The 23,932-nt window shown below is 69.8% G+C and carries 26 protein-coding genes; 8 read left to right on the plus strand and 18 right to left on the minus strand.

Going from position 1 to position 23,932, the window contains the following annotated elements; genetic code table 11:
* Positions 1-45 precede the first annotated feature (45 nt).
* Positions 46-867, minus strand: coding sequence for a TatD family hydrolase (locus FB381_RS21235; protein WP_170225260.1), 822 nt, complete (start codon positions 865-867; stop codon positions 46-48).
* Between the two features lie 13 nt (positions 868-880).
* The gene (rsmI, locus tag FB381_RS21240; RefSeq protein WP_141782125.1) at positions 881-1,729 is read right to left on the minus strand and encodes a 16S rRNA (cytidine(1402)-2'-O)-methyltransferase; all 849 of its coding nucleotides are present in this window, start codon (positions 1,727-1,729) and stop codon (positions 881-883) included.
* Between the two features lie 33 nt (positions 1,730-1,762).
* On the opposite strand from rsmI, the gene FB381_RS21245 reads away from it, so the two are divergent.
* The 3 genes from FB381_RS21245 to FB381_RS21255 are packed head-to-tail and all read left to right on the plus strand — an operon-like array spanning position 1,763 to position 5,143.
* Positions 1,763-3,562, plus strand: coding sequence for a dolichyl-phosphate-mannose--protein mannosyltransferase (locus tag FB381_RS21245; RefSeq protein WP_141782126.1), 1,800 nt, complete (start codon positions 1,763-1,765; stop codon positions 3,560-3,562).
* Entirely contained in the window at positions 3,553-4,683 is a 1,131-nt protein-coding gene (locus FB381_RS21250) for an N-acetylglucosamine-6-phosphate deacetylase (protein ID WP_141782127.1), read from the plus strand. Before FB381_RS21245 ends, FB381_RS21250 begins: the two co-directional genes overlap by 10 nt.
* Before the next feature lie 34 nt (positions 4,684-4,717).
* Positions 4,718-5,143 (plus strand): DUF3054 domain-containing protein, encoded by a 426-nt coding sequence (locus FB381_RS21255; RefSeq protein WP_141782128.1) that lies wholly within the window; start codon positions 4,718-4,720, stop codon positions 5,141-5,143.
* 225 nt (positions 5,144-5,368) lie between these two features.
* On the opposite strand, the gene FB381_RS21265 is transcribed toward FB381_RS21255, so the two are convergent.
* From FB381_RS21265 to FB381_RS21280, 4 genes are read right to left on the minus strand one after another with little or no spacing between them, the layout of a single operon-like run.
* Positions 5,369-6,121 carry an energy-coupling factor ABC transporter ATP-binding protein gene (locus FB381_RS21265; RefSeq protein ID WP_141782129.1) on the minus strand — a complete coding sequence of 251 codons (753 nt, stop codon included), beginning with the start codon at positions 6,119-6,121 and terminating at the stop codon, positions 5,369-5,371.
* Entirely contained in the window at positions 6,118-6,756 is a 639-nt protein-coding gene (gene cbiQ, locus FB381_RS21270; protein WP_246088245.1) for a cobalt ECF transporter T component CbiQ, read from the minus strand. The genes FB381_RS21265 and cbiQ overlap by 4 nt, the downstream gene beginning before the upstream one ends.
* A 4-nt stretch (positions 6,757-6,760) precedes the next feature.
* Positions 6,761-7,111 carry a PDGLE domain-containing protein gene (locus FB381_RS21275; protein WP_141782130.1) on the minus strand — a complete coding sequence of 117 codons (351 nt, stop codon included), beginning with the start codon at positions 7,109-7,111 and terminating at the stop codon, positions 6,761-6,763.
* A complete protein-coding gene (locus tag FB381_RS21280) occupies positions 7,108-7,800 on the minus strand; it encodes an energy-coupling factor ABC transporter permease (RefSeq protein WP_141782131.1) in 693 nt (230 codons plus the stop codon). Before FB381_RS21280 ends, FB381_RS21275 begins: the two co-directional genes overlap by 4 nt.
* Positions 7,801-7,990: 190 nt before the next feature.
* Here FB381_RS21280 and FB381_RS21285 point away from each other — a divergent pair, with 190 nt between their 5' ends.
* The 3 genes from FB381_RS21285 (at position 7,991) to FB381_RS21295 (ending at position 11,359) form a co-directional block, all read left to right on the plus strand.
* Positions 7,991-8,809, plus strand: coding sequence for a CoA transferase subunit A (locus FB381_RS21285; RefSeq protein WP_246088246.1), 819 nt, complete (start codon positions 7,991-7,993; stop codon positions 8,807-8,809).
* A 3-nt stretch (positions 8,810-8,812) separates the two neighbouring features.
* Positions 8,813-9,475 carry a 3-oxoacid CoA-transferase subunit B gene (locus FB381_RS21290; RefSeq protein ID WP_141782132.1) on the plus strand — a complete coding sequence of 221 codons (663 nt, stop codon included), beginning with the start codon at positions 8,813-8,815 and terminating at the stop codon, positions 9,473-9,475.
* A 90-nt stretch (positions 9,476-9,565) separates the two neighbouring features.
* The gene (locus FB381_RS21295; protein ID WP_141782133.1) at positions 9,566-11,359 is read left to right on the plus strand and encodes a CocE/NonD family hydrolase; all 1,794 of its coding nucleotides are present in this window, start codon (positions 9,566-9,568) and stop codon (positions 11,357-11,359) included.
* A gap of 28 nt (positions 11,360-11,387) precedes the next feature.
* Here FB381_RS21295 and FB381_RS21300 read toward each other — a convergent pair whose 3' ends face one another.
* The 5 genes from FB381_RS21300 to FB381_RS21320 all read right to left on the minus strand — a co-directional run bounded on the left by FB381_RS21300 (position 11,388) and on the right by FB381_RS21320 (position 14,153).
* Complete coding sequence (locus FB381_RS21300) at positions 11,388-12,257, minus strand: MFS transporter (protein WP_281285081.1); 870 nt, start codon at positions 12,255-12,257, stop codon at positions 11,388-11,390.
* Positions 12,254-12,607 carry an MFS transporter gene (locus tag FB381_RS24500; protein WP_170225262.1) on the minus strand — a complete coding sequence of 118 codons (354 nt, stop codon included), beginning with the start codon at positions 12,605-12,607 and terminating at the stop codon, positions 12,254-12,256. Before FB381_RS24500 ends, FB381_RS21300 begins: the two co-directional genes overlap by 4 nt.
* 70 nt (positions 12,608-12,677) lie before the next feature.
* Positions 12,678-13,151, minus strand: a complete 474-nt coding sequence (locus tag FB381_RS21310; protein WP_141782136.1) for a MarR family winged helix-turn-helix transcriptional regulator — start codon at positions 13,149-13,151, stop codon at positions 12,678-12,680.
* Between the two features lie 111 nt (positions 13,152-13,262).
* Complete coding sequence (locus tag FB381_RS21315) at positions 13,263-13,796, minus strand: glutathione peroxidase (RefSeq protein WP_141782137.1); 534 nt, start codon at positions 13,794-13,796, stop codon at positions 13,263-13,265.
* A 54-nt stretch (positions 13,797-13,850) separates the two neighbouring features.
* Entirely contained in the window at positions 13,851-14,153 is a 303-nt protein-coding gene (locus tag FB381_RS21320) for a hypothetical protein (protein ID WP_141782138.1), read from the minus strand.
* A gap of 177 nt (positions 14,154-14,330) precedes the next feature.
* Between FB381_RS21320 and FB381_RS21325 the strand changes: the two genes are divergently transcribed.
* Complete coding sequence (locus tag FB381_RS21325) at positions 14,331-15,152, plus strand: metal-dependent hydrolase (protein ID WP_246088247.1); 822 nt, start codon at positions 14,331-14,333, stop codon at positions 15,150-15,152.
* Positions 15,153-15,155: 3 nt separating this feature from the next.
* On the opposite strand, the gene FB381_RS21330 is transcribed toward FB381_RS21325, so the two are convergent.
* The 6 genes from FB381_RS21330 to FB381_RS21355 all read right to left on the minus strand — a co-directional run bounded on the left by FB381_RS21330 (position 15,156) and on the right by FB381_RS21355 (position 22,734).
* Positions 15,156-17,210 (minus strand): protein kinase domain-containing protein, encoded by a 2,055-nt coding sequence (locus FB381_RS21330; protein ID WP_170225263.1) that lies wholly within the window; start codon positions 17,208-17,210, stop codon positions 15,156-15,158.
* An 82-nt stretch (positions 17,211-17,292) separates the two neighbouring features.
* Positions 17,293-18,918: a serine/threonine protein kinase gene (locus FB381_RS21335; RefSeq protein ID WP_170225264.1), complete on the minus strand. Its 1,626-nt coding sequence runs from the start codon at positions 18,916-18,918 to the stop codon at positions 17,293-17,295.
* Between the two features lie 163 nt (positions 18,919-19,081).
* Complete coding sequence (locus FB381_RS21340) at positions 19,082-20,128, minus strand: hypothetical protein (RefSeq protein ID WP_141782142.1); 1,047 nt, start codon at positions 20,126-20,128, stop codon at positions 19,082-19,084.
* Positions 20,128-20,784, minus strand: coding sequence for a DUF2867 domain-containing protein (locus FB381_RS21345; protein ID WP_141782143.1), 657 nt, complete (start codon positions 20,782-20,784; stop codon positions 20,128-20,130). Before FB381_RS21345 ends, FB381_RS21340 begins: the two co-directional genes overlap by 1 nt.
* Positions 20,785-20,878: 94 nt before the next feature.
* Positions 20,879-21,556 (minus strand): response regulator transcription factor, encoded by a 678-nt coding sequence (locus FB381_RS21350; protein WP_141782144.1) that lies wholly within the window; start codon positions 21,554-21,556, stop codon positions 20,879-20,881.
* Complete coding sequence (locus FB381_RS21355) at positions 21,553-22,734, minus strand: sensor histidine kinase (protein WP_141782145.1); 1,182 nt, start codon at positions 22,732-22,734, stop codon at positions 21,553-21,555. Before FB381_RS21355 ends, FB381_RS21350 begins: the two co-directional genes overlap by 4 nt.
* A gap of 193 nt (positions 22,735-22,927) precedes the next feature.
* On the opposite strand from FB381_RS21355, the gene FB381_RS21360 reads away from it, so the two are divergent.
* Positions 22,928-23,449, plus strand: a complete 522-nt coding sequence (locus FB381_RS21360; protein WP_170225265.1) for a flavin reductase family protein — start codon at positions 22,928-22,930, stop codon at positions 23,447-23,449.
* On the opposite strand, the gene FB381_RS21365 is transcribed toward FB381_RS21360, so the two are convergent.
* Complete coding sequence (locus FB381_RS21365; RefSeq protein WP_141782147.1) at positions 23,398-23,880, minus strand: RidA family protein; 483 nt, start codon at positions 23,878-23,880, stop codon at positions 23,398-23,400. The genes FB381_RS21360 and FB381_RS21365 overlap by 52 nt on opposite strands.
* Between the last annotated feature and the right edge of the window lie 52 nt (positions 23,881-23,932).

Raw genomic sequence — 23,932 nt, forward strand, 5'->3', positions numbered from 1 at the left:
GCCTCGGGCCCTTCTCCTTGTCTTCCTTCTGGCGTTCTCGGAGTGCTACCAGGTGCCGCCGAAGGCGGTCTCGGTGTTGGTGTTGACCGCGTGGCAGAGCTCCTCGAGATCCTCGCCCCGCGTCTGCGCCATCACCCGCATCGTCAGCGGGATCATGTAGGACGAGTTGATCGCTCCGCGGTGCGGGTGAGGCGTCAGGAACGGAGCGTCGGTCTCGACCAGGATGCGGTCCTGGGGCGTGATGGCGAGGGCGTCGCGGAGATATTGAGCGTTCTTGAACGTGACGGTGCCGGCGAAGGAGAGATAGGCGCCGCGATCGAGGCACCGGCGGGCGAACTCGGGGTCGCCGGAGAAGCAGTGCATCACCCAGCGGTCGGTGGCGCCGACGCTGTCGATCACCTCGAGCACCGCGTCGTGGGCGTCACGGTCGTGGATCATCAGCGTCTTGTCGAGACGCTTGGCGATGTCGATGTGGCGCCGGAACGAGTAGGCCTGGGTCTCGCGGCCGTCCTCGTCGGTGCGGAAGAAGTCCATCCCCGTCTCGCCCACGATGCGCACCTTCTCGTGCGCGCCGGCAAGCTTCTCGATCTCGTCGAGCGCGGCCTCGAGGTCGGGCTGGTGAGGAGCGTCGTTGGGGTGGAGCGCGACGCCCGCGACCATGTTGTCGTACGTCGCGGCGGCCTCCACCGCCCAGCGAGCACCGGGAAGATCGCAGCCGATCTGGGCGACCCTGGTGACACCGACCGCGGCCGCCTGGGCCAGCGCCTCCTCGACCGGGAGGCTCTCCTCGCCCCGCACGATGTCGAGGTGGGTGTGGTTGTCGACGACCGGTGCGGGCAGCGGCTCGGGTGCCGGGGCGAAGCTCATGCTCACCAGTCTTCTACATGCTCTTGTGCACGAGATCGTAGACCTCGCGTTTGGGCACGCCCGCGCGCTTGGCCGTCTCGGCGATGGCTTCCTTCTTGGTGCGGCCCTCGCGCTCCAGGTCGGCGACGGCTTCACGGAGGCTCTCGGGATCGTTGCCGATCTCGGCGGAGGGGTCGGCGCCGGTGACGACGATGGTGACCTCTCCCCTGATGCCTTCGGCGGCCCAGCCGACCAGCTCGGCGAGAGGGCCGCGGCGTACCTCTTCGTGGGTCTTGGTCAGCTCGCGGCAGACCGCGGCGGCGCGCTGGTCACCGAAGGCGTCGCGCATGGCTGCGAGGGCGGCCTCGGTGCGGTGGGGCGCCTCGAAGAAGACCATGGTGCGCTCCTCCTTCGCGAGGCTCGCGAGGCGGCGGCCGCGTTCGCCGGCCTTGCGGGGCAGGAAGCCCTCGAAGCAGAACCGGTCGACGGGGAGGCCGCTGACGGCCAGGGCGGTCAGCACGGCGCTGGGGCCGGGCACAGCGGTGACGCGTACGTCCTCCTCTACCGCGGCGGCGACGAGGCGGTAGCCGGGGTCGGAGACGCTGGGCATGCCGGCGTCGGTGACCAGCAGCACGCGGTTGCCGTCGAGGAGATCGGCCAGCAGGGTCGGGGTGCGCGAGCTCTCGTTGCCCTCGAAGTAGGACACGATGCGACCCTTGATCTCGACACCGAGATCGGTGGTCAGCCGGCGCAGGCGGCGGGTGTCCTCGGCGGCGATCACGTCGGCGGTGGCCAGCTCCGAGGCCAGCCGGGGCGGGGCGTCCTCGACGCGTCCGATCGGGGTTGCCGCAAGTACGAGCACGCCGTCCTCTGGATCTACCACACCGATATTGTTGCAGGCTTATATGGTTCCCTCGTGACGACGACGGTGACCGAGGAGCCGGAGCCCATGGAGGGCCTGGCCAGCACCCCCTCGGGACACCCGCTGCCGACCGCCTGGGAGCGTGCCCGACAGCGCTTCGACGGCTCCGCCCGGGCCGGTTGGGCGGCGACGATCGGGATCACCGCGCTCGCGTTCCTGCTGCGGTTGTGGCATCTGAGCACGCCGAAGGTCTTCGCGTTCGACGAGACCTACTACGCCAAGGACGCCTGGGCCTTGTCGAAGTTCGGCTACGCCCGCAACTTCATCGAGGGCGCCGACGACAACATCCTGGCCGGGCGGCTGACCGGCCAGTTCGCCGACGGACCGTCGATGATCGTCCACCCGGATGTCGGCAAATGGATCATTTCGGTCGGTATCAAACTATTTGGTATGGATCCGTTCGGCTGGCGGATCGCTTCTGTCGTGGTCGGTTCATTGCTGGTGCTGCTGACGATCCGGTTCGTACGCCGCGTCTCCGGCTCCATGCTGCTCGGCATCATCGGCGGCATCCTGGTCACCTTCGACGGGCTCGCGTTCGTGCTCTCGCGGCTGGCTCTGCTCGACCTCTTCGTCGCCTTCTTCCTGCTCCTCGCGGTGCACCTGATGGTGATGGACCGCGACTGGTGCCGACGGCGCTTCGCCGCGCTCGTGCCTGCTCAGCTCTCCGAGCCGGGCGCGTGGGGCCCGGTCCGCCGCCTGCTGTTCCGCCCGTGGCTCCTGTGCTCGGGCATCGCGTGGGGGCTGGCGATCGGCTGCAAGTGGGAGGCGCTCTATCCGCTGGCCGCCTTCGGGCTGCTCTATGTGGCCTGGTCAGCGGGGATGCGCCGTTCCTTCGGCGTACGTCTCTCCTGGCTGCGTGCGTGCGTGGCGGACGGTCCGACGGCGTTCGTGCACCTGGTCGGGGTCGCGCTCGCGGTCTACGTGATGACGTGGATCCCGTGGATGGCCCACGCCGACGTCTATGAGGAGTCGCTCTCGGCGACGCAATACACGCGCTACACCGGCGAGGGTCACTGCGAGGACAAGTCCTACGTGCCCGACAACCTCAACGAGAAGCGCTGGCCGACCGCGACCGAGCCGGACGCGTCGGGGTTCGGCGAGGCCACCCAGTCGCTGCGCTCGCTCTGGTACTACCACCGCGACGTCTACACCTTCCACACCCACTTCCTGGAGTGCGCCGAGCACACCTACGGGTCGCACCCGGCGGGCTGGCTGCTGCTGAACAGGCCTGTCGGGGTCGCCGCCGACACCGGCATCCTCTCCGGCGAGAAGTCGCGCGGCGAGAGGTGCGAGGCGACGCCGAAGACCGACCCCGACGGTGCCGGCTCCCAAGAGGCCGGCACGTGCCTGCGGCAGGTGCTGCTGCTCGGCACCCCGGTGCTGTGGTGGGGTGCTTTCCTCGCGCTGATCGTCTCGGCGTTCATGTGGGTCGCCGCGCGTGACTGGCGGTTCGGGGTCGCCGTGGTCGGGGTGCTCTCGACGTGGCTGCCGTGGCTGCAATATGCCGGCCGCCCGATCTTCTCGTTCTACATGATCATCGCCCTGCCGTTCCTGGTGCTCGGCCTGTGCCTGTGTCTGGGCAAGCTGCTGGACCGACCACCCTCCCGCGCCGGAGCGCCTCCGGGGGCGCCCGGCACGCCCGGCATCCGTCGCCGGTTCGGTGGCGCGATCGCGGTCGGCATCTTCGTCGCCCTGGTGGTCTGCAACTTCGCCTGGTTCTGGCCGATCTACACCGACGAGATGCTCACCCGACAGGACTGGCTCACGAGAATCTGGTTCAAACGATGGATCTAGACCATGTCGTACGCGGCCGGGTGCCTCGGCCGGGTGGCTTCGACGACGTCGTCGTCACGGTTGCCTCGGGGGCGATCTCGCAGGTGCGCGCGCCGGCTGACGGCGATCCGGAGTCGTCGGGGATCCTGCTGCCCGGGCTCGTCGACCTGCACAATCACGGCGGTGGCGGCGCGTCCTTCCACTCCACCTCGCTCGAGGAGATCACGACGGCTGCCGGGGTGCACCACACCGCCGGCACGACCACGCTGCTCGCCTCGACCGTCACCGACGCACCGGCTCGTCTGCTGGAGGTCGTCTCGGTGCTGGCGGACGCCGCCGACTCGGGGCTGATCGCCGGGATCCACCTGGAGGGTCCGTTCCTCGCTCATTCGTGCCGCGGCGCCCACGACCCGTCGCTTCTTCTCGCCCCCGACGCGGGCCTGACCCGCGAGCTGGTCGCGGCCGGACGCGGACATCTGCGGATGATGACGCTCGCCGCCGAGCTGCCCGGCGCCGACGAGGTGGCCGCCGTGCTCGCCGACTCCAGCGCCGTCGTGGCGCTGGGCCACACCGCGGCCGACGCCGCGCTGACCCGCTCGTTTCTCGCCGGTGCGGGCAGCCTGGTCACCCATCTGTTCAACGGGATGCCGCCTGTTCACCATCGCGACCCCGGCCCCGTGCTCGGCTCGCTGGGGGCCGCCGGTGTGGGCGATGCGTGCGTGGAGCTGATCGCCGACGGCGTACACCTCGACGACGAGACGGTCCGCTCCGTGATGTCCATGGTGCCCGGCGCGGTCGTGCTCGTCACCGATGCGATGGCCGCGGCCGGGATGGACGACGGTGACTATCAGCTCGGTCCGCTCTCGGTGGAGGTACGCTCCGGGGTCGCCCGCATCGCCGACGGCACCGGCAACGGCTCGATCGCGGGCGGCACCTCTCGACTCCTGGACCAGGTGCGTCGACATGCCGGCGCGGGGATCGACCTGGCGATGCTCATGAAGGCCGCCAGCCTGCGGCCGGCCTCGGTCGCCGGTCTCGACGCCGGCAGGCTCGACGTGGGCGCGCGAGCCGACCTGGTGCTCACCGACGAGTCGCTACGGCCGACGCGGGTGATGCGCAACGGGGCCTGGCTGGCCTCGTAGGTGCGCCTGCGAGCCTGCTCGTAGGCTGTGCTCCATGCCCTCCACGAAGCCTGACGACCACTCGCCTCTCATCGCCGGGCTCGCGCCCAGGTGGGCGGTCGCTGCCTTCGTCGTCGACGTCTTCTTCGTGCTCCTCTTCGCCTTCGCCGGCCGCCAGTCGCACGACGCCGGCCCCGCGCTCGTCGTGCTCCGCATCGCCTGGCCCTTCCTGGTCGGGCTCGCCGTGGCCTGGGCGGTGCTCGCCTGGCGTCGCTGGCCCGCCACGCGCGCCTGGCCGGCCGGCGTGCTGGTCTGGCTCGGGACGTACGCCATCGGGATGGTGCTCCGCGGACTCACCGGCGAAGGCCTCGCCCCCGCCTTCCTCGTCGTCTCGATCCTCTTCCTCGGCCTCACCCTCGTCGGCTGGCGCGGCTACGTCAGCGCCAAGATCCACTACCGCTCCCGCCGCCTCGCCGACTGACCTTCCCCCGCCGAGACGTCGCTTCTGCAGGTCGAGAAGTCACGTGTGCAGGTCGAGGCGTCACTTCTGCAGGTCGAAGCGTCAGTCCTGCAGGTCGAGTTGGCAGGCGTGACCTCTCGACCTGCACGGGTGACACCTCACCCTGCAGAAGTTACTCCTCACCCTGCACGAGCGACGCCTCACCCTGCACGAGTGACCTCTCACCCTGCAGGGGTGACTCCTCGGTCAGAGGGTGGTGGCGGCGGCGACGGGGTCGAAGCCGAAGGGGAGCTCGAGGCGGTGGGCGCGCATGAGGTCTGCGTCGGAGAGTACGTCGACTGTGGGGCCTTCGGAGGCGACGACGCCGCCGTCGAGGATGACCGAGCGTTCGCAGAGCTCGAGAGCGTACGGCAGGTCGTGGGTGACCATCAGGACGGTGACGTCGAGATCGCGGATGATGTCGGCGAGCTCGCGGCGGGAGGCAGGGTCGAGGTTGGAGGACGGCTCGTCGAGCACCAGGATCTCGGGGTCCATCGCTAGCACCGTGGCCACCGCGACACGGCGACGCTGGCCGAAGGAGAGGTGGTGGGGCGGCCGGTCGGCGAACTCCTCCATGCCGACCTTCGCGAGCGCCTCGGCGACCTTCGCCTCCAACGCCTCGCCGCGAAGGCCCAGGTTGGCGGGGCCGAAGGCGACGTCCTCGCGGACGGTGCCCATGAAGAGCTGGTCGTCGGGGTCCTGGAAGACGATGCCGACGCGGCGGCGGATCTCCTTGATGTTGGCCTTGGTCACCGGCAGACCGCTCACCGCGACCGAGCCGGCACCGGCGAGGTGGATGCCGTTGAGGTGGTGGACGAGCGTGGTCTTGCCGGCGCCGTTGGGGCCCAGCAGCGCCACCCGCTCGCCGCGGTGGACGTGCAGATCGACACCGAAGAGTGCCTGATGACCGTCGGGATAGGCGAAGGCCAGGCCGCGCACCTCGAGCACCGGCGTCGTCATCGTCGTTCCACCTTGTCCATGGTCGGCATTCTGCCTGTGTAGCCGCGGGAGACCATCGCGAGGTGCACACGCTCGCCACGCTCGAAGGAGCGGATGAACAGGGCGCCGACCGACCGGGCGAGCACCGGCCAGTGGAGCGGGTTGCGGGCGACGAAACCCCGCGAGGCCCGGGCCACCGACATCCGGCGCATCTCGTCGGTCACGACCTCGAGATAGCGCACCATGAAGGCCATGATCTGCACCAGCTGCTGAGGCAGCCGCAACCGCTCCAGCCCGCGCACCAGCTCGTGAGGTGCGGTGGTCGCGGCCAGCAGCAGCCCAGCGATGACACCGAGGGTGCCCTTGGCGAGCAGTCCCCACGCCGAGAGCAGCCCCGACTCGCTCAAGCTCAGACCGAGCACATCGACCCGCGGCCCCTGCGCGATGAACGGCATCAGCACCGCGAAGACCACGAACGGCGTCTCGACGACCATCCGCTTGATCAGCCACCCCGGACGCACCCGCGCCGCCACGGCGACAGCCACGAGCACGGCGAGAAAGATCGCGTACGCCGCGAACCACTCCCGTGGCGTAGCGACCACGACGAGCATGAAGCCGACCAGAGCCACCACCTTCAGATGTGCGGGCAGCGACACGGTCCTACTCCCCCGACGAGGACGAGGACGAGGAGCGGCGACGTACGACCAGGGCGAGCCCGCCCGCGCCGACGAGCACCACGACGGTGCCGATCACGCCGGCCAGACCGCCGGAGAGCCGAGAGTTGTCGACTCCCTTGGCCGAGTAGTCGGCCAGCGGGCCGTCGGCCGCACCGTGGTTGGAGGCGCTGTCGAGGAAGCCCGTCTTGCCGGCGACGTACTCGAGGCCGTCGGGGTCGGCCGAGGCGTAATAAGAGACGACACCGGCCAGGAGCAGAGCGACGACGGCGATGCCGATCGCGACCCACTTGAACGGCACGGCCCTCTTCTGGCCGTTCTTCGTCGAGGCGTTCACGCGACCGACTCCTTCGGCTTGATGACCAGGTCGCGCTCGGCGATCACGCCTCGCGCGGCGTAGACGAGGTCGGGACGTACGGAGAGGATCGCGCCCACGGCGAGGAACGTGATGGCGGCCTCGCCGAGGCCGATGACGGTGTGCCACCCGAGCATGGCGGTGGCCAGCGTCGTCAGCGAGATGTCGGCAGTGCCACCGACGGCGTAGAAACCGGTGAACAGCAGCGCCGCCGCCGGGACGGAGAAGAACGCACCCACCGCGGCCGCTGGCGCGACGAGGCCGACCCGCTTCGGCAGCACCTTGATCAGCACCCGGCTCACGAACCAGCCGACCACGACGGTCGTGACCGCCATCAGCAAGATGTTGGTGCCGAGCGCGGTGATGCCGCCGTCGGCGAAGAGCAGCGACTGCACGATCAGCACGACCGAGACGCACAGCACCCCGGTCCATGGGCCGACCAGCACGGCAGCCAAGGCGCCGCCCATCAGGTGGCCGCTCGTGCCTGCGCCGACCGGGAAGTTGAGCATCTGGGTCGCGAAGACGAATGCGGCGACGAGCCCCGCCAGCGGGGCGGTCTTGTCGTCGAGCTCGCGCCGTGCGCCGCGGAGCGCGACGCCGACCGCGACGACAGCGACGGCGCCGGTGGCGATCGAGGTCGGAGCGTCGAGGAAGCCGTCAGGGACGTGCATGGGCACCTCTTGGATCTGCGTGGGGTGGGTGTGCGCGATCTCCGAGACGACGGAGAACGCTAAATGCGAACTTATCGCAATAGCCTCGCCCACGCATTGTTCGCGCCATAGAGACGTCAAGACGTCAGAAGTGTCAATAATCAGCAAATGGATACTTCTCAAGTCATGAAAGCACGCGTACGGTCCCAGCATGAGGGAGCGGAGAAATATGGGTCTGGACAAGGTGGTCGGATCGGCCGCGGAGGCGGTCGCCGACGTTCACAACGGCGCGAGCCTGGCCGTCGGCGGCTTCGGCCTGGTGGGGATCCCGTGGTTCCTGATCGAGGCGCTGCGCGAGCAGGGCGCCGACGACCTGACGGTCGTCTCCAACAACTGCGGCGTCGACGGCGCCGGCCTGGGACTGCTGCTCGACGACCACCGCATCTCCCGCGTGATCGCCAGCTACATCGGGGAGAACAAGGAGTTCGGCCGGCAGTATCTGACCGGCGAGCTCACGCTCGAGCTCACCCCGCAGGGCACGCTGGCCGAGCGGATGCGCGCGGGCGGCAGCGGGATCGGCGCCTTCTACACCCCGACCGGCGTCGGCACGATGGTCTCCGACGGAGGCCTCCCCTACCGCTACCACCCCGACGGCACGATCGCGGAGGCCTCCGAACCGAAGGAGGTCAGGGAGTTCCACGGCCGGCAGATGGTGCTCGAGGAGAGCATCGTCACCGACGTCGCACTGGTGCGCGCGACCCGCATCGACCGGGCCGGCAACGCCCAGTTCAACGCCTCCACCCGCAACTTCAACGTGCCGGCGGCGATGGCCGGACGGATCACGATCGTCGAGGCCGAGGAGGTCGTCGAGGTCGGCGAGATCGCCGCCGCCGACGTACATCTGCCGGGGATCTTCGTGCAGAGGATCGTGGCGCTGACGCCCGAGCAGGCCGCACGCAAGGACATCGAGAAGCGTACGACGCGAGGCGAGCGCCCCACCGAGCCCACGACCGACACGAAGGAGGCCTGAGCCATGGCTTGGGACCGCAACCAGATGGCCGCTCGCGCCGCGCAGGAGCTGCAGGACGGCGACTACGTCAACCTCGGGATCGGGCTGCCGACGCTGATCCCCGACTACATCCCGGAGACATCGACGGTCGTGCTCCACGCCGAGAACGGCATCCTCGGCGTCGGCCCGTTCCCCTACGAGGACGAGGTCGACCCCGACCTGATCAACGCCGGCAAGCAGACCGTGACCGTGCTCGCCGGCGCCTCGTACTTCGACTCGGCGACCTCGTTCGCGATGATCCGTGGCGGCCACATCGACGTCGCCGTGCTGGGCGCGATGCAGGTCGCGACCAACGGTGACATCGCCAACTGGATGGTGCCCGGCCAGATGGTCAAGGGCATGGGTGGCGCGATGGATCTGGTCTCCGGAGCCGGACGCGTGATCGTGCTGATGGAGCACGTCACCAGGAAGGGCGCCCCCAAGCTGCTGAGCGCCTGCGACCTGCCGCTGACCGGGCGCGGCATCGTGAAGCGGGTCATCACCGATCTGGGTGTGCTCGACGTCGGCACGTCCGAGGGCTCGTTCGAACTCGTCGAGCTGGCGCCGGGCGTGAGCTACGACGAGGTCGCGGCCGCCACGGGCGCACCGGTCATCGATCACACCGGCGCTCCGGCCCTGACTACTTAGTCTCACGATCCAATATCCGACCGAGGTCTCGTAACCCCGGATTTCGCTCCTCGTTTGACGTGTGATACCCACCACACACTGGAGTGAGTCATGAAACTCGGCGTCCTGACTTTCCTGCTTCCGTCCCTGGCTCTGATCTCGACCTCCCTCTCGCCGGCGGCCGCCGCTGATCCGCTCGAAGGGTCGGCGGCCGCTGCGTGGAAACCCCGACCCGCGACGTACGGCGTGAGCGTCGAGAAGGACGTCGAGCTCACGATGTCGGACGGTGTCGTGCTTCGCGCCGACATCCGCCGCCCGGCCGACGACGACGGCACCCCGGCAGCCGGCCGGTTCCCGGTGCTCCTGACCCAGAACCCCTACAACAAGAACCTCGCCAGCGCGGGCGGCGACTACTTCGTGCAGCGGGGCTATGTCACCGTCCAGACCGACGTACGCGGCACCGGCTCGTCCGCCGGCCAGTGGGACTCCTTCGGCGACCGCGAGCAGAAGGACGGGCTGGAGGTGGCCAACTGGGCGACGTCGAAGGCGCGCCCTTGGAGCAACGGCGAGCTCGGCCTGTGGGGCGCCTCCTACATGGCGATCAACCAGTTCTTCACCGCCGCCCAGCACCCGCGAGGGCTGAAGGCGATGTTCCCCATCGTCCCGGCAGGCGACATCTACCGCGACGTGGTCGCCTCCGGCGGGCAGATCGACGCCGGGTTCATCCCGCTCTGGCTCGGCCTGGTCACCGGCTCAGGGCTCGTGCCACCGGCGGTCAACGAGACCAAGCCCGAGGCGACACTGCTCACCCTGCTGCAGCACGCCGGCGGCGCGCTCGGGTTCCAGGTGCCGATGCTCGCCACCGCTGCGCTGGCCGGCGACGCGGCGTACGACGGCCCGTTCTACACGAAGCGGTCGCCGCTGAGCGTGGTCGACGAGATCGACGTGCCGACGTTCGTGACCGCCGGGCAGTACGACATCTTCCAGCGCGGCGCGCCGATGCTCTTCGACCGGATGCAGCGCAACGGCGTCGACACCAAGCTGCTCATCGGGCCGTGGACGCACGCCGAGGCGGCGACCGGCGCCGGCCTCGAGGGCAGCGGGATCAACAACCTGGACGAGATGGCGCTGCGCTGGTTCGACACCCACATCAAGGGCACGCCCGACCCCGCCCTCGACACCGATGTCGCCCCGGTGACCTACCACGAGATCGGCTCCGGCACGTGGCGCACCCAGCGCTCCTGGCTCGGCTCTGAGGTCGAGGCCGAGACGTACGCCCTCGGGTCGGCGCTGAAGCCGACCGGCGGTGACTCCGTCGCGCCGCTGCCGGTGCAGGGGCTCTGCTCCCGCAGCACGTCGCAGTGGACCGCGGGCGCTGCCGCGATCCCTGGCTGCACGACCGACAACCGCGTCAACGACGCGCTCGGTGTCTCGTACGAGACCTCGCCGGCGACGACCGACCTGGCAGTCTCCGGCCCGATCAACGCCGACCTATCGATCTCGACGACCGGCACCGACGGCCTGGTCTCGGTCTCCGTCGAGGACGTCGCCCCCGACGGCGCGGTCGACCGGATCACCGGCGGCTGGCAGACCCTGCGCCACCGAGCCGTGACGGACTCGAAGTCGAGGCGGCTCGACGGCCAGGTCATCCAGCCCTGGCACCCGTTCACCCGCGAGGCCGAGCAGGCTGTCACGCCCGGCGAGATCTACCGGGTGCCCGTCGAGGTCTTTCCGACCGGCGCCGTGATCAAGAAGGGCCATCGCCTGCGCGTCACCGTCCACTCCTACGACGCCCCGCACCTGCTGCCCAACGTGAAGCAGCTGGCCCGCGGTGCCGCCGGCGTCCTCACGGTCCACCACACGAAGACGAACCCGTCGACCCTGGTGCTCCCGGTCCGGAGGTAGCACCAGGGTCGGGCGGCTTCTGATCAGATCAGAGACTGGCGGCTTCGTCGGGCGCGCGCTCGGCGACCTTCGGGTCACGGGCGCGGGCCGCATTCACGAGCAGGTACGCCGCGAGGATCGCTCCGCCGGCGAGCGCGATCGACGCCGAAGCGTAGGCGGCGCCGTAGCCGACGGTCGTGACCAGGCCTGCGGCGATCAGGGTGCCGAGGAAGCCGCCGGCCTGCTGAGTGGTGGTGGCCAGCCCCGACCCGATCCCGGCATGCTCCGGCGCCAGCGCGCTCATCGCGAGCGACGTCACCTGCGGCATCGCCAGCCCGAAACCGAGCGCCATCACGATCGCGCCCGGGAGCACGTCGAGCGCGAAGCCGTGCGAACCGGGCAGGCGCACGAGGTAGAGCGTGCCGACGACGAACCCGAGCATGCCGGCCACCAGGATGCGCTCGGAACCGAACCGCTCCGCCAGCGCCGCGCTGAACCCGAGGCTCGCGACGGCGATCACCGTGCTGACCGGGAGGAACGCCAGGCCCGTCACGAGCGCGCCGAAGCCGAGCACGTCTTGGAGGTAGAGGGTGGTGACGAACTGGAACGTGAACCCGCCGAAGGTCACCGTGAGCAGGATCAGGTTGGCGATCCCGAACCGACGCTCGGCGAACAGGCCGCGTGGGATCAGGCCGCCCGTGGCACCGGTGGGCGGCGTACCCTCCACCGCGCGGAGCGCCACGACCAGAGCGATCACCCCGAGCGGCACGTTGATCAGGAAGGCCCAGCGCCAGGAGGCGACCTCGGTGAGTACGCCGCCCAGGACCGTGCCGACCGAAGCGCCGATCGAACCCACGAAGGCGAGCACGGCGAAGGCACGGAGCCGGTCGCGGGCCTCGGTGTAGAGGCCGGCGATCATGCCGAGCACCACGGCCGAGGCGATGCCACCGCCGAGGCCCTGGACGAATCGGCGAGCACCAGGGAGACCGGATCCCAGGCGATGCCGCACCAGGCCGAAGCGAACGTGAAGAGGCTCAAGCCGGCGAGGAAGACGGTGCGGGTGCCGAGCACGTCGCCTGCTCGGCCGGCGGGGAGCAGGGCGATCGCGAAGGCGAGGAGGAAGCCGTTGACGACCCAGGACAGTGCGGCGTCGCCGAAGCCCAGGTCGTCGCGGATCGCGGGTAGGGCGACGGTCACCACTGTGCCGTCGAGGATCACCATCAGCTGAGTCGCTGCAAGGGTCGCGAGCGCGACTGTCTTGGTCGTCATGGATACGACCATAGAAGATTGTTTGTTATGAAACAATCTATTTTGGGATATTCGGTTGTGGACCTATTTCTCAGCTGCCGGAGGCCGGCGCACGACGCCTCAGCGTCATCGTGTGCGACGGCGTCGCCCACGGCCCCTCGACCAGATGCTGGAGCGCCTCGATGAACGCCTCGCCCTCGCTCGGCGCCAGACCTTCGAGGGCTGCCGCGACGGCGGCGTTGTAGGCCTTGGAGGCCTGCTCGAGCAGCGCCGAGCCGGTCGGCGTGAGTGCGACGATGCGCGCGCGGCGATCGGTGCTCGAGACGCGCCGCACAGCGAGGCCGCGACGCTCCAGGTTGTCGAGCGTGGTGACCATCGTGGTCTTGTCGAGCATCGCCATCTCGGCCACGGCGTTCTGGGTGTACTCCCCCTCGGCGGCCTTCATCAGCACGCAGTACTCCCGCACCGAGAGCTCCAGGCCAGCCAGCGCCTCGCCGACCTGAGCCGCGAAGGCGTGAGCGGACTGGTTGAGCAGAAACAGCAGGTCGATACGTGGTCCGGTCATGAACTAGATCTTAACGAACCATCCGGTGCCGAACTATCCCCTGATCAACTATCCGACGACGACGGCGCTCGACCCGGCAGACACCGGGATCGAGCGCCGTCGGGTCTTGGCTCAGAGATACTGCGCGAGATCCTCGCGGATCTCCTCGGGCGTCACCGGTGGCTCGTACCGCTTGATGACCTCGCCGTCGCGCCCGATGAGGAACTTGGTGAAGTTCCACTTGATGTCGCCCGGCTCGGTGCCAGGGGTCAGGTCCTTGACGTGCTCGTAGAACGGGCCCAGGTGCGGACCCCAGTCACCGGGCGCCTCGGCGCGGAGGAACTCGTAGAGCGGCTCGGCGTGCTCCCCGTTGACGTCCACCTTGGCCAGGACCGGGAAGGTGACGTCGTAGTTCGTCTTGCAGAAGTCCTGGATCTCGTCGTCGGAGCCAGGCTCCTGGCCGAGGAACTGGTTGGTCGGGAAGCCGAGCACCTCCACGCCCTGGTCCTTGGTGGCCCGGTAGAGCGCCTCCAGACCTTCGTACTGCGGGGTCAGACCGCACTTGCTCGCCACGTTGACGATGAGCAGCAGCTTGCCCTGGTAGTCACCGAGCGGGACAGTGCTGCCGTCGGCAGCCGTCGCGTCGAAGTCGTGCGTCGTGGTCACAGTTCTCTCCTCGGATCGAGTCGTGTCGCAGGGACAACCCTGCCCGACGCGAGGTTATGCCCCGCGCTGGTGCGGGACCGACGAGGCCTCCTCGGCCAGACGCCGCTCCCGGGCGACCGTCATGATCGCGCTCGACATCCATTCGAGCGCCTCGGGCATCTCGAAGGCCACCTCCTCGAGCAGCGCCGGCATGTCGTGGCGGCCGACGGAGAGCATCATCTCGCTCAGCGTGCCGTCGGGGGCGGTCACCATGAACCGGAACTCGATCGCCTCCGGAGTCACCGCGGCCGCGCACCGGCTGGTCTCGAAGGTCCACGGCGCGCGACGGGCATCACCCTCGGCACCGGTAGTCGTCATGACCGCGCATCCTATTCGGATCCCGGCCCGAACCGCACCCCTCGGCTCGTCGAACAGTGATTCGAATCTCGTCCCGCAGACACACCGCCCCCACGGTCGAGCGACCGCCGTTCGACCGGTACGTTCGGCCGCGATCATTTCGCGGGGGAACACTGGAGAGGGACACAACTTCACATGATGGGCGGGCATCACGCGGCCTCCGGCGCGGCCGCGTGGATCGCAGTGACATCGACGGCACCGATCGCCTTCGGGTGCTATCCGGGGGTCTCCGACATCGGCGTGATGACCGGCACCCTGGTCTGTGCCGGGGCAGCGCTGCTTCCCGACGCCGACCACCACAACGGCACGATCGCCAACTCGCTGCCTCCGGTCACGGAGGGTCTGACCAAGCTCGTCGGACACCTCTCCGGCGGCCACCGCAACGGCACCCACTCCATCCTCGGCGTGCTCGTGTTCACCGCCCTGGCCTGGGGCGCGGGGACGCTCTCGCTCGAGACCGAACGGTTCGGCAGCGTACTGATCGGCCCCGGCATCATGTGCGTGCTGCTGGTCGCCTTCGCCATGGACGCGCTGAAGCTCACCCGGCGTGGTGTGCTCTGGCCGTGGATCGCCGCGGTCTCGTTGGCGACGATCATCGCCGTCTTCGCGCCCGAGGAATGGTGGTGGATGCCCTTCTCGGTCGCGTTGGGCTGCACGGTGCATCTGCTGGGCGACTTCTTGACGACGATGGGTATCCCGTTGTTCTGGCCCCTGGCCAACAGACCACCGAGGTGGATCACCCGCAACAAGTGGCTTCCCTTCGACAACATGTGGACCCGCGGCGGCAACCTCGCACTCCCGATCCTCGGCGACGCGGGCTCGATCCGTGAGTGGATCGTGATGACGCCGATCACTCTCTACGCGGTCGTCGGCTTCGGATGGGCGCTGCTGAGCCAGATGGGCTTCGACGTCGAGAGCCGCTGGGACATGCTGATCGCCAGCCTGACCGCGATGATCTGAGGCTCAGCCGGCGGTTCGAGTCTCCACCGACCGCCGACGGCCGCGAATGGGGCGTACGACGAAGATCCCGGCGAGGAGCGCGAGCGTGCCGATGAGGCCCAGCACGGCGGTCACCGCGCTCAGCACGAGCTTGGTCTCGACGCCTCGGTCCTCGGCTTCGACGTCGTCGACGAAAGTCAGCGTCATCTTGACGATGGTGTCCTTGAGCCGCTGGATGAAGCGGGTCATGTCGTCGGCCCAGACCTGCACCGCCGGCGCACCGGTGCCATGGGCCTCCAGCGCGGCGGCAGCCTTGGCGACGGATCCGTCGTTGATGACCTGGGCGACGGCGTTCTGGGAGACCACACCGCGGGAGCCGTCGGCGAACGTGCCGCCCGAGATCTTGTCGAGCGACTTCTGCGACGCCTCCGGGGTGTCGTCGTAGAACGTCCGGGAGTTGATCTGCCAGGACGTACGCGCCTTGCTGAGCGACTCCAGCGGCTCCTCGTCGATCTGGCCGGTCAGGAGTGCGGGCACCATCACCGCACGCTCGACACCCAACGACTCCGACGCCGACCGGACGTGCTTGAGGTTGATGATCTGCTTGTAGATCTTCTCGTTGCGGATGTTCGGCATCTCGGAAGCGAAGTCCAACAGGTCGTAGGCGGTGTTGGTGTAGGCGGCCAGTGCGGCCTGGCTGCTCGCCTTGTCGCCCCGCTCGAGATCGTCTCGATAGGCGTCGATGGCCTGCAGCACCGACGACGTGCGCTCGACCCGGTCACGCAGGCTCGGGGCCGCGGCGAGATCGACCTTGTCGATGTCCGCGCGCCACGCGTCGATCGAGTCGTCGGTCACCCGTCGATAGGCCTGCTGCACCGCGTCGGGCACCTGATCGGCACTCATCGCGTCGCGCTCGAAGATCAGGTCCATCCCGAGCTCGTAGCTCTCCGGCATCGCTTCGGCGATGGTCACCGCCGGCTGAGAGACGCTGCGCTCCTTCAACGCGTCCACGAAGGTCATCCCGCCCAGCACCATCGCGATCACCGCGGGCACCACGAGCGCGCCGAGCACCCGCTTGCGGAGCAGCTTCTCCTTCGGAGCCGCGTGGGATCGAGGCGTACGCCGCTCCGACTCGCCCGCACCCGCACCCCCGCCCGCCGCAGTCGCCGTCGAGCGGGACGGCAGCGCCAGCGGGCTCGCCACCGACTGGGCGCCACCCAGCTCCCGACTGCCCGGTCCGCCGGCCGTCAGGGTCACGGCCCCTGGCCTACGGGCGAAGGCGACGACCTCACCCGCGGTCGGACGCCGTGAGGGGTCCTTGCCCATCATCGACGCCACGAACTCGTCGACGACCGGCGGCACCTTCACGACGTCGTTGACACGCGGCACCGGCGCCGTCACGTGCTGGTAGATCATCGAGACCGGCTCGGAGCCCGCGAACGGCGCGCGCCCCGTGAGCAGCTCGAAGAAGACGCAGCCGAGCGCGTAGATGTCGCTGGGCGGGCCGACCACGTTGTCGGCGGCCTGCTCGGGCGAGATGTAGGGCAGGCTGCCCATCACGTGGCGCGTCGAGGTGAGCCGCTCGGCTTCGTGGCTGGCCAGCTGCGCGATGCCGAAGTCGAGCACCCGGATCCGGCCGTCGCCGTCGTAGACGAGGTTGGAGGGCTTGATGTCGCGGTGGATGATCCCCGAGGAGTGCACCGCAGTGAGCGTGCGCGCGACCTGGAGGATGGCCTCGTAGGCCTCCTCGACCGAGAACCGTCCCTGCTTCCCGAGCCGTTCGGCCAGGGTCGGTCCGGGCAGCAGCTCCATGACCAGGTAGACGATGCTGCTGAACTCGGTCTTCTCCACGCCGACGTCGTGCACCTGCACCGTGCCCGGGTGGCTGGCCGCGGTCGTCGAGAGCGCCTCGCGCCGGAACCGTTCGGTCACCTTGGGGTCGGCGGAGGTCTCCACGACCTTCACAGCCACCCAGCGTTCGAGCCTGATGTCGGCTGCCTGCCAGACCTCGCCCATCCCGCCGCGGCCGATGAGTCGGTGCAGGCGATATCTACCTGCGATCGGAGGGCGCGTGCGCATTCGCATATGTTGTCTGACTCACACCCTGTGCGTCTCGTTTACGCACCGATGATTTCCATCGATGTCTGGCCGACTCGCCAGATTACGCCTCACCTGATCGCCGTCTCGCCCGGTAGGTGGCGACGCCGAGAGCGGCGAGGGCCACCAGGCTGACCACGATGAGCACTCGCCAGCCGTTGAGCCGGTTCTGCGCGCTGCTGTGCTTCGCATCGATGTCGTCGGCCAGCTTCTGGGCCGCGTCGACGATGACGTTCTTGAGGTCCTGCACGAAGGTGGCGGCGTCGGCGAGCCAGAACTGGTCGACAGCGACGCCGGCGGAGCCGTCCTTCAGCTGCCTGACCACGTCGTCGACGTCTCGGGCGTTGAGCACACGGATGACCGCGCGCTGCGAGGTGACGCCGTAGGACCCGTAGGCGAACGAGCCACCCGAGATGGAGTCGAGCGCCTTGCGGGTCGGCGGCGCCGCGTCCTCGTAGATCGACTCCGAGTGGGTCGTCCACGAGCTCTGGGCCGCGCTGAGGTCGGAGATCCCCTTCTCGCTGATCTCGCCCTTGCGCAGCGCGGTCGCCATGATCTTGCGCTCGAAGCCGAGCACCTCCGAGACCGGTCCGATCGACTCCAGATTCCTCGCCTGCCTGGCCAGGTCGTCGTCCTGGAACGTCGGCAGCTCAGCGGCCAGGTCGAAGAGACCGTTGACCGCGTTGGTGTAGGTCGCCACGTCGGCGTCCGCGTTCGCCCTGTCACCCAGCCGGGCAGCGACGCGGAAGTCGGAGAGACGTTCGAGCGCTGCCGCCGTCCTCTCCGTACGCCGCCGCAGCCCCGGATCGTCGCTGGCCTCGATCCCGTCGACCTCGCGGGTCCACGCCTTGATGGACTCGTTGGTCACCTTGAGGAACTCCGCGGACACCCGTCCGCTGCTGCGCAGCGCGTCGCGCTCGACCGAGAGGTTGAAGGCGAGCGCGAAGCTGGTCGGCAGGATCTCGGCCAGCGGCTCGGCGCGGCCCATCGTCGACGCCGCCTCGCCCGCCCGGAGCGCCCCCCAGCTGCCGAAGACCAGCCCGGTCAGAAGCAGCACCATCAGCGCACCGAGCACGGGCGGCGAGAACCTGCCGCTGCGCCAGGTGCGCGCGGACGGCGCGACGATCCTCTTCGGCGGCGCGTCGACCCCGCTCTCGAGCACCGCCAGCACCTCCTCGGCCTTCGGGCGTTTGACCGGCTCGTCGGCGAGCATCGCGGTGACGAGGCCGTCGATCTGGCCCGGCACCGTCACGAGCGAGCCGATGCGTTCGGGGCTTCGCCCGGCGTACGGCGGACGACCGACGAGCAGCTCGAAGAACACCGCACCCAGCGCGTAGATGTCGCTGGCCGTGCCCGGCCGCTGGCGTTCGATCCGCTCGGGCGCCAGGTAGGGCAGGCTCTCCCCCGCTCGCGGGGCCGGTGCACTGATGAACACGACCCGACCGTCAGGCCCGAAGCCGATCGTGGCCGGACGTACGTCTCCGTGCACGTGCCCGCTGGCATGACCGGCGGTGAGGATGCGGGCCAGCTGGGCCACGATGTCGGAGGCCTCGTCAGGCAGGACCCGGCTCTCCTGGGTCAGCCGGGTCGCGAGGCTGATGCCCTGCGATGGCGCCGGGTCGCCCTGACCGGCCGAGTGGTTCGAGCTCTCCGAACGCGGGCGACCGACGCGTGGGGGACGGATTCGCATGGGACCATGGTCCGTGGTCGATGACGCTCCGTCACCGGCAGGTTCAAGATTTAACTTAGTCGTGGCCGAGTGTTCAACTGGACGCTGCACACTAGGGCGGCTCCGAAATCGTCGAGCCCCGCTCGACCCGGACGTTCCAGGCAGAGCGGGGATCTCGTCACCGCTACCGCACCTGAGCGGTGCGCCGCCCCAGGTAGGCGAGGCAGGCGACGGAGAGCGCGACACCCCACAGCGGCCAGAGCATCTCGGGAGCCCACGCGGCCCAGTCGGCATTGGTGCCGGGCACGGTCCAGAGGTCGTCCGCGACGGCCATCCGCCAGAAGGACAGCCCCGCGGAGGTCACGGCTGCGGCGACCAGGAACCCGGGCACCAGAGCCATCGCCACCGGCACCGAACGGCCTCCGATGCCGGGCACCCAGCGCCAGAACACCTCGCCCCAGCGGGCCACCAGGCCCCAGGTGAGGACGCATCCGGCGACGGCGGAGAGCGCCAGCCCGAGCCCTGCCCAGCGACCCTCACCGAGCTCGTCCAGCATCTCGGGCCGGATCCCGAACGGCACGTCGATCGCCCAGGCCATCCGGGTGACGGCATAGAACATCGGGATGATGATCGCGACCGTGACAGCTGGGCGCCCCCAGCGCGCCCAGCGGCTCCAGTCGAGCCGACCGTGCTGCTCCGAACGCTGGAGCACGCGGATGCCGGAGCCCACGATCGCCAGCCCACCCACGACGTGGGCGAGCGCCTTGCCCGAGCCGAGCACCAGCTCCCAGTTGATGTGGCCCGCGGCCGGGCCGACATCGATCAGCGCCATCAGCGTCTGCGGCAGATACCCGAGGAACGACAGCGCGCGCACGTCGGAGATGACCAGAGCCACCACGAGCCCGACGCCGATCAGCAGCCACCCCAGCCACCGGTGCGCACCTGGGCGGTCGCCGCGCTCGGGTGCACCTCTCGATCTGACGGCGAACGCCCCGGCGACCAGGGTGACGAGCGCGGCCGAGGCGATCAGCGCCGACATCTGGCCACCGCTGAGGCCACCGAGCGCCGAGGCGGCCTCGGGCACCCACGGGTCGGGCGTGCGGCCGATGAGAGCCAGACCGGTCAGGGCGCCGAAGGCGAGCGACCAGGCGCCGGCCACCCATGGCGCCGACCGCAGCACGGCAGAACCCCGCCACGTACGTTCGTTCGCGTGCATCGTCACGGTGCTCATCAGGCCACGCTCCTCTCGGCGGCAGCCGACTCCCAGCGCTGCTCGAACGTGCGCAGCATCGCCGGGTAGACGACGAGATAGCGGAACGGCTTGATGAACGCCATGTAGGCCTCGCCGCACAGGCCGTTGGGTCGCACCAGCACGCTCAGCTGCGCGCTGAAACCGTCGGACGCGGTCGCGTCCTCGACCCAGCCGATGTGGAGCACACCGTGCATGGTGCGGTTGGCGATCTCCGCGGCGTACTCCCGATCGGTCAGGTAGAGCGGGCGGAACGGGCTCTCCTCCCGCACGGGTGCGGGGTGCTCGCCGAGATCCGCGGGGAGCCGGTCGTGCAGAGATTCGACCCGCTCCTCCAGGCCGTGCTCGTGCGTGTCGGTGCCGAGCACGCGGCCCAGGGCCCAGCGCACGGCGAAGAGGAGACGGTACGCCGCGGGGAAGTCGCGTTCGTCGCCGTTCATCACCGCCTCGACGAAGCGGGGAAAGTCGTCGGGCCCGCCCTGCACGGGCAGTGCCCAGACGTCCTCCAGGTCGAAGTCGGTGGCGATCTCGTGGATGCGCCAGGCCTGACCCGCGTAGGCGCCCGAGGGAAGCGGGCCCTTCCTGATCAGGCTCAGCGTGGTCGATGTGTGCCCTCTGGGGGCGGTGCGTGTGGTCATGGCTCCACACTCGTCCGCGCCGAGCGTGGGCACTTCGCCCCCAGGTCGCGCGGTTCTCATCCTCCAGGATGAGGCGGTCTCAGCCGGGCTGAGCTCAGCTGCGGTGGCCGACCAGCCCGGCCTCGTAGGCCAGCACGACCGCCTGCACCCGGTCGCGCAGCCCGAGCTTGGCGAGCACGTGGCCGACATGGGTCTTCACCGTCGCCTCGGAGAGGTGGATGCGCCGCGCGATCTCGGCGTTGCTGTCGCCGGTGGCCATCTCGAGCAGCGTGTCGAGCTCGCGGGGTGTGAGCGCGGCGCGGATGTCGGCGGCACGACCGCTGTCGGCGGCCGGGGCGGTCGCGACGTGCTCCAGCAGACGCCGCGTCGTCGACGGCGCAACCACCGCGTGACCTGCATGAACGGTGCGGATCGCGTCGACGATCTCCTCGGCGCGGGCGTCCTTGAGGAGGAAGCCGCTGGCGCCGGCGCGGATCGCCGGGAAGGCGTAGTCGTCGAGGTCGAAGGTGGTCAGCGCGACCACCCGCGTGGCCGGCCGCTCGCCGGTGATGGCCGCCGTCGCCTGGATCCCGTCGAGGCGGGGCATCCGCAGGTCCATGAGCACGACGTCGACCCGCTTCGTACGCACCAGGGCGAGCGCCTCGTGACCGTCGGCCGCCTCGCCGGCGAGCTCGAGGTCGGGCTGGGTCTCCACCATCATCCGCAGCGCCGAACGCATCAGCTCCTGGTCGTCGGCGATCGCGACCCGGATCGGGTCCTGTGGCTCGCTCATAGCGGCATCATGGCGTGCACGCGCCATCCGTCGCCGTCGGGGCCCGCCTCGAGGCTGCCGCCCACCGCCGCCACCCGCTCGCGCATCCCGCGGAGGCCACGCCCCGACGGGCTCTGGAGGCTCTGGCCCGCGACGCCGTCGTCATGCACGTCGACCTCCAGCTGCCGGTCGGTGCGGGTCACCGTCACCGTCGCGGCCGCTCCGGCGCCGGCGTGGCGAGTGACATTGGTGAGCGCCTCCTGCACGACGCGGTAGGCGGTCAGGCCGAGCGCGGGAGCGACCGGACCGGGCTCGGCGCCCGCATAGCTCACCTGCAACCCGGCGCCGCGCATCCGCTCGACCAGGTCGTCGAGGTCGGAGAGGCCCGGCTGCGGCGTGGTCGGCGACTCCCGGTCACCGCCGAGCACACCGAGCAGCCCGCGCATCTCGGTGAGCGCCTCCCGTCCGGTCGTCGAGATCGTGTCGAGGATGTCGCCGGCACGCTCCGGCTGCTGCGCGACGACCATCCGCCCCGCCTCCGCGTGGCTGACCACCACTGCCAGCGAGTGAGCCACCACGTCGTGCATCTCGCGCGCGATGCGCTGCCGTTCGTCGGCGGCGGCACGGTCGGCGAGCTGGTCGGTCCAGGCGGCCCGGGTGGCCTGGAACCGGCCGAGGGCCCATGCCGCCACCGTGGCCGCGACCGTCGCGGTGGCCACCATCAGCCACCAGGTCCACCCCTCCAGCCCGGTGCCGTCGAACCGCCACAGGCGTACGACGGCCAGCAGGCACCCCACCAGCCCGATGCCGAGCGCGACCCCCGGCCACGGCCTCGGCTCCCGCGCGCTCACCGCGTAGAGCAGCACGAAGAAGCACAGGCCGCTGGGCAGCAGCAGCGGACCGTAGTCGCTCCCGGCCGCCGCCGCGGTCGGACCGCTCAGGTCGGGCGCGGCGACCATCACCAGCTCGGCCACCGCGCCGACGACGAAGGACGGCCGCGGCCGGCGTCGCGCGGTGGCGACGGCGGCGTGCAGCGCGATCAGCGCACCCAGGAGTGCCACCTCCCAGCCGAGCGCGACCTCCCCGTCGGCGACCGAGCTCCACCCGACCGGAAGCAGCACCAGCGCGAGCCCGGCCGCGAGCGTGATCTGGCCGGCGTCCCCGAGCCAGCGGGGTCCCGGAGCAGGAGGCACGGTCATGACCTCACCTTAGGGCGCGGTCTCGTGCGACAGACACAGAAATACTGACCGGCACGACCGCCCGACGATGAGTGGAAGGTCACGTCGCTGATGGCTGGACCTCAACCACACTTGATGTCTTAACGTCGCGACGAAGGCACCGACCAGATGATGTACGTTGCGGCCGAGACGGCCACGAGAAGAGGAGGACGGCTTGAGCGACGCACTCGCCGACCGGTTCAAGGCGGGGTTCCGCCGATACCCCACGGGCGTGGCCATCGTGGCCGCATCGACCCAGGCGGGTCCGGTCGGGGTCACCATCTCGAGCCTCTCCTCGGTGAGCGCGAACCCGCCGCTCCTCTCGTTCTCGGTCTCGCGTGCCGGCCGGTCCGGGCCGGCCATCGTCGGATGCGGTGAGCTGGCCGTGCACGTCCTCGACGACGACCAGGCCACCCTCGCCGCCGCCTTCGCCCACCGGACGGCGCCGCGGTTCACCGACGAGCAGGGTTGGACGTTCCAGCCGGGACGGCCTCCGGTGCTCGACCGGGCCGCCGCGAGCTTCTACGGGCGCGTGACCCGCGTGGTGCCCGCCGGTGAGGCCTGGCTGGTGCTGCTCGAGGTCGACACGGTCGACCTGAGCGATGCGGGCGCCTCGGTGCGCCCGCTCCTGCACCACGACCGGCGCTACTGGTCGCTCGGCACCGCCGCCGACGCGCTCGACGGCGTCGTTGCCTGACCCCCTCCTGGAGCCACCAGACGCTCGTCGGGGATGACGGCGACACCGAGGATCTCGATCATCGCCTCGGGCTGCCACAGCGCGGTGGTGCCGATGCCTGCCATCGCCGGGTAGACCGGCCCGGCCAGCTCGCGCCAGACCGCACCGATCTCCTTGCCGTGGTGCTGGTAGTCGGGGATGTCGGTCAGATAGATGGTGATCGAGACCAGATCCTCCGGGATGCCGCCGGCCTCCCGCAGCGTGGTCAGCACGTTGCCGAACGCCGCCCGGAACTGCTCGACGATGCCGCCGGGCACGATGCGCATCTGCTCGTCGAGCGCGGTCTGGCCACCGAGGTAGAGCGTGTTGCCGCTCAGCGTGCCGTGGGAGTAGCCGCGCGGCGCGGGCAGCGACGCGGGGTTCACCGGGGTCGGCGTGAGGTCGGTGTGCATGGGTCGACGGTAGGGCATCTATTGACATGCCCACAACGTTCGTGCAGAAATT

The organism is Nocardioides albertanoniae, from assembly GCF_006716315.1.
Classification (GTDB): domain Bacteria; phylum Actinomycetota; class Actinomycetes; order Propionibacteriales; family Nocardioidaceae; genus Nocardioides; species Nocardioides albertanoniae.